General features: G+C 71.3%; 6 protein-coding genes. All 6 read left to right on the forward strand.

Features of this window, described 5'->3' with window-relative positions:
- Window positions 1–341: DUF8189 domain-containing protein (locus CCN39_RS50415; RefSeq protein ID WP_491844437.1), on the forward strand; the 341-nt coding region annotated here is incomplete at its 5' end.
- A gap of 242 nt (window positions 342–583) precedes the next feature.
- Complete coding sequence (locus tag CCN39_RS42685) at window positions 584–1,330, forward strand: GAF and ANTAR domain-containing protein (RefSeq protein WP_086852266.1); 747 nt, start codon at window positions 584–586, stop codon at window positions 1,328–1,330.
- A 2-nt stretch (window positions 1,331–1,332) separates the two neighbouring features.
- Window positions 1,333–1,539: a hypothetical protein gene (locus CCN39_RS42690; protein ID WP_244211260.1), complete on the forward strand. Its 207-nt coding sequence runs from the start codon at window positions 1,333–1,335 to the stop codon at window positions 1,537–1,539.
- Between the two features lie 645 nt (window positions 1,540–2,184).
- Window positions 2,185–2,517: a hypothetical protein gene (locus CCN39_RS50950; protein WP_167455349.1), complete on the forward strand. Its 333-nt coding sequence runs from the start codon at window positions 2,185–2,187 to the stop codon at window positions 2,515–2,517.
- 65 nt (window positions 2,518–2,582) lie between these two features.
- The gene (locus CCN39_RS42700; protein WP_086852268.1) at window positions 2,583–3,404 is read left to right on the forward strand and encodes a SigB/SigF/SigG family RNA polymerase sigma factor; all 822 of its coding nucleotides are present in this window, start codon (window positions 2,583–2,585) and stop codon (window positions 3,402–3,404) included.
- A 417-nt stretch (window positions 3,405–3,821) separates the two neighbouring features.
- The coding region (locus CCN39_RS42705) for an AAA family ATPase (RefSeq protein WP_158104600.1) at window positions 3,822–5,046 on the forward strand (1,225 nt) is incomplete at its 3' end.

Genomic DNA, 5,046 nt, shown 5'->3' on the forward strand with positions numbered 1-5,046 from the left:
ACACCGGCGGCAGCTGGTCGAGCTGGTACACGATCGGCGACTGGCAAACCACCGGCAGCCCAAGCGCAGTATACGAACCGAACACCGGCACCACCGAAGTCTTCGCTCGTGGGACCGACGGCAAACTCATCCACGTCTACAACACCGGCGGCAGCTGGTCGGACTGGTACACGATCGGCGACTGGCAAACCACCGGCAGCCCAAGCGCAGTATACGAACCCAGCACCGGCACCACCGAAGTCTTCGTCCGTGGGACCGACGGCAAACTCATCCACGTCTACAACACCGGCGGCAGCTGGTCGAGCTGGTACACGATCGGCGACTGGCAGCTCGCCGCCTGACGGCCCTTTCCACGGCCCGGAGCACTGAGGACCTCCGGGCCGTGGCGGGTCGCGTTCGCCCTACCCGGGCGACGCCTGTCCAAGGGCCCCCGACTTCCTGACCGACGTCATCGCCCCGCCAGGTGCGGAAGCCCGGCGATCTCCCCGGGATCCCAGGTGGCGACGGAATGTCACACGGCGAGACGCGCGGCGCTGCTGGTTACGCTGAGCGCAGCAAACGGATCTGCTCCGGAAGGCGGGCGATGAGCGAAAGACAGGACCAGGTCGGCGAGTTGGGGGCTGTGCAGCGCGTCGACGAGGTCACCGGTGCGCTGGAGCGGCTGAGCGTCGCCCTCGATGAGGAAGAGGAGCTCGCTGTACTGCTGCAGCGGGTGTGCCGGCAGGTGGTGTCGGCGGTGCCGGACACGGAAATGGCCAGCGTCACCCTGCTGCGTGACGGAGCGCCCTACACCGCGACTGCCACGGGTGAGGGTGCTCTGCGGATCGACCAGGCCCAGTACGACGCCGGGCAAGGCCCCTGCCTCGAAGCGGCCCGCACGGGGGAACTGCAGCGAGTCGAGGTGCGCGAAGCCACGCAGCGGTGGCCCGTGTTCGCCGCGGCAGCCGGTGAGGACGCCGTCGCCAGCTACCTCTCCGCGCCGCTGTTCATCGACCGGGAGTACCAGGGCTCACTCAACCTCTACAGCACTGGCGGCGGAGGGTTCGGGGCTCTCGACGCCGCGCTGCTGGAGCTGTACACCACCGCCGCCGAGGCCGGCCTGCGCGGCGCCCGCCGCTACCAGACCGCCCAGGAAACCGTCGGGCAGCTGCGCACCGCGCTGACCTCGCGCGCGGTCATCGACCAGGCCAAGGGCATCCTCATGGCCCTGCACCGTGTCCCCGCCGACGACGCCTTCGACCTGCTGGTCAAGCAGTCACAGAACCGGAACCTCAAGCTGCGGGAAGTTGCCGAGCAGTTCATCGCCCAGGTACTGGCCGCCACCGACTGACCGTGCCGGTTGGCTGTTCCGGGCCGACTGGACGCCATGCGACGGCCGTCACACACCTGACCACCGAAGCCGTCGTCCCGCTGGTCACCCTCGCCCGGCAGTGCCTTGACGAAGGTCGCGAACTCCGCGTCGTGACCTCGGCGACCGCCCGCCGGAAGCTCATCCGGCTCGGGCTGGACACCGTGCTCTTCCTGCACTCGCCCGCCTGAGCCTTCCGCCCTGGTCCTGGTGTACCGGCTCCCGTCCGGACGACGGTCCCGCACCTGCCTTCGCCCAGCCCCTCGAGGCCACCCTCACGGGTGAACCAGCCGCGGTCATCGCCGGCCTGACCGGAGTCGGCTTCCTCGCGTCAACCGGCTTGGCGGCGCTGCACATCACCTCCTCGCCACCCGAATGCGCGCCGGACAAGGACGTAATCCCCTGGCGCGCTCACACCCGTGGCAGGAGACTGAGGTCAAGCCACAGACACGGAGGGCCACGGCCCGAGCGTCGCCTGGCCCAGGTTGGCGGCCGGGTTCAAACCAGAGCCTCGCCGCAAACCGCCAGGGCGTTGTTCATCCGAGATTCACCCGGAGATCACCAAAGGGCGCCGGCCGGGCGAGGCACCGGGACAGCGGCCAATGGCTCACCGGGGAGCGCGTCGTCGAGCAGAACGGACACCGCCGGATGATCGGGCTCACCCCGATCCGGCCGGGGACGTCGCCGTCATGCTGTGGTCCGGCGGCGAGGTTGTCGAGCACGACCGCGTACCGCTGGGTCGCGAACGATCTCGTCGGCAAATTCCCCGATCGGACGCCCATCCGGAGCCCGCCGCGCACCGAATGCAGTGCGGTGGACCGGAGGGGAACAACGGTGTGAATCTCAGCGAGGACATCGGCATCGGCCGCCAGGGCGGTGAGGCCACGGTCGACCTCACCAGCCGACCGGATCTGCGGGACGTGCGAGCCTCGATCGTGAACGATCTCGTGCTCACCGCACACCCCGACGATCGGTTCGGCGCGGTGCTGCTGGTGCTCGACGAGCTCGTCGGCAACGCCTACCGGCACTCGACGGCACCGCGGCTGCTTCGGGCTGCGGCTGATCGGCCAGCTGTCATTGGACTGGGGCGTGCGCACCGACGCACACGGCAAGACCGTCTGGGCGCTGGTCCCACGCACATCCACCCCACCGGCCTGGACCAGCTGTGATCCCCCGAGAGCCCAGCCAGGGAACTTGTGGGAGTAATTCACACGATTAGGGGTACCCCTCCCCTATGACTGTCTGTGCTCCCGACCACGCAGCAGCGAACGACGCGCTGACCGTCCCGACGCCGCGACGGTCGAACGAATACGCCCACTGCACTCCCCTCTTCGACGAACGCAGCCGCCTCGACGCCGAAGACCCCCGCCGGGCCGCTCTCCGCGCGCGGCTGATCATCGAGCACCTCCCGCTCGCCGAGCACATCGCACGCCGGTTCGGCAACCGCGGTGAACCCTTCGAAGACCTGCTCCAGGTCGCCCGGACCGGGCTGATCCACGCCGTCGACCGCTACGACGCCGACCGCGGCAGCGACTTCGTGTCCTTCGCCGTGCCCACCATCATGGGCGAGGTCCGACGGCACTTCCGCGACGCCGGCTGGTCGATGCGCGTCCCCCGCTCGTTGAAGGACCTGAAGCAGAAACTCGCGAAGGCAGCCGACACCCTGGCCTACGAGCTGGGCCGCGCTCCCACGCCCAGCGAACTCGCCCGTCACCTCGACATGGACGTCGACGCCGTCCGGGAAGGACTGCTGGCCGCCCAGGCCTATCGCGCCACGTCCATCGACACCCCCGCTCGCGGGTTCGAAGACAACCTGACCGTCGCCGACCAGCTCGCCGAGGACGAAACCGGCTTCGAGCGGTTCGAGAACCACATCGCCCTGCGCGCGGCACTGGCCACACTGGAACCCCGCGAACGCGCCATCGTCAAGTTGCGCTTCGTCGACGAGCTCCCCCAAAGCCAGATCGCCCAACGGATCGGCGTCTCCCAGATGCACGTTTCCAGGCTGCTGGCCAAAACTTTGGAGCAGCTGCGGCAGCGCATCGACACCGAATGACGAACTCGCCCACCGCGAGTAAGCCCCGGCGGACCGGCGTTCGGGCCCGCAAGACCACCCACGCGAGCGCCGCCTGACGGAATTGGAAGCGGGAGCAGGCGGCTGGCCGCTTCCGCCCGACGAACAGCCCCTCGGCTGATCCGCTTCACGATCTCGGTCAGGTGCTGGGGCGGTGGTCGCGGCTGAAGTCGGCGGGGCGTCGATCGTCCGGCCAGCAGAGCCGGCCCTCGGGCGGCACAGCCACAGCACGGGCCGCAAAGTCCCGGATGTGACGCGCACGAGCTCTGTGAGCGGCAATGCCCGTGGGACTGCCCGAGCTGGTCCTCGAATACGCTCGCAGGCCCTGGAGTCCTCCGGCAGGGCGAGGACGCGGCACCTGGCAGGCAGCCGGAGCCGCACGGAGGAGAGGGAGCGGGCATGCAACGACCGGCGCTGCTGGGTCGCGAGACGGAGCGCCGCGCACTGACCGCACTGGTCGAGCGGGCCGCCTCCGGGGCGGGCGGCGCGGTGGTCGTCCTCGGCGCTCCCGGGATCGGGAAGTCGACGCTCGTCGCCGAGGCGGCGGCGCGGGCCGCGGGCCACGGGGTCCGGGTGCTCACGGCGGTGGGCGTGGAGTCGGAGGAAGACGTCGCCTGCGCCGGGCTGCACCAGCTGGTCCACCAGCTGCGAGACGGGATCGACGACCTGCCCGGACCGCAACGCGCCGCCCTGCGCGCAGCCGTCGGGCTCGCCGACGAGGCCGTGCCCGACCTCTACCTCGTCGGCCTGGCCGCGCTGACCCTGCTGTCGGACGCGGCGGTGAAGACACCGCTGCTGGTGGTCGTCGAGGACGCCCACTGGATGGACCGGGCCAGTCTCGACGTGCTGGGGTTCGTCGCGCGGCGGATCGAGTCCGACCCCCTCGCCCTGGTCGTCGTCACCCGCGGCCTGGACGACCGGCTCGGCGGTGCCGGGCTGCCCGTGCTGGCTTTGAACCCGCTGACGGACGCGGTGTCGGGTGAGCTGCTGGACGCGGTGGCCCCCGGCCTGGGGCAGCAGGTCAGGCGGCGGCTGCTGGAGGAGGCGGCCGGGAACCCGCTGGCGTTGACCGAGCTGCCGGTCGCGCTGCAGTCGGTCGGTGGGGCGTACGCGCTCACGCCGGGTCCGCTGCCGTTGACCGAGCGGCTGGAGCGCACCTTCACCGCCCGCGTCTCCCGGCTTCCGGTGGACACCCGGTCGGTGCTGCTCCTCGCGGCCCTCAACGGCGACGGAACGCTCGACGAGTGCCTCGCCGCCGCGGCCCGGATGCTGGGGACGGCGGTCGACGTCGCCGCCCTCGGGCCGGCGGTCGAGGCCGGCCTGGTGACGGGGTGGGGAATGGTCTTCCGGCACCCGCTCGTCCGCTCGGCGCTGCACCACGCCGCGACCGCCGCGGAGCGACAGGCGGCGCACGCCGCTCTCGCCGCCGAGCTCCAAGGGCAGCCCGACCGGCAGGCGTGGCACCGCGCCGCCGCCACCGCCGGTCCCGACGAGCACGCGGCGCGGGACCTGGACTCCACCGCGGGGCGGGCCCTGCGGCGGGGCGGGGTCGCCGCCGCCTTGGCCGCGCTGCGGCGGGCGGCGGAGCTGACCGCGGACTCGTCCGCCCGCGCGGACCGGCTGC

The organism is Amycolatopsis kentuckyensis (assembly GCF_002155975.1).
Lineage (GTDB): Bacteria > Actinomycetota > Actinomycetes > Mycobacteriales > Pseudonocardiaceae > Amycolatopsis > Amycolatopsis kentuckyensis.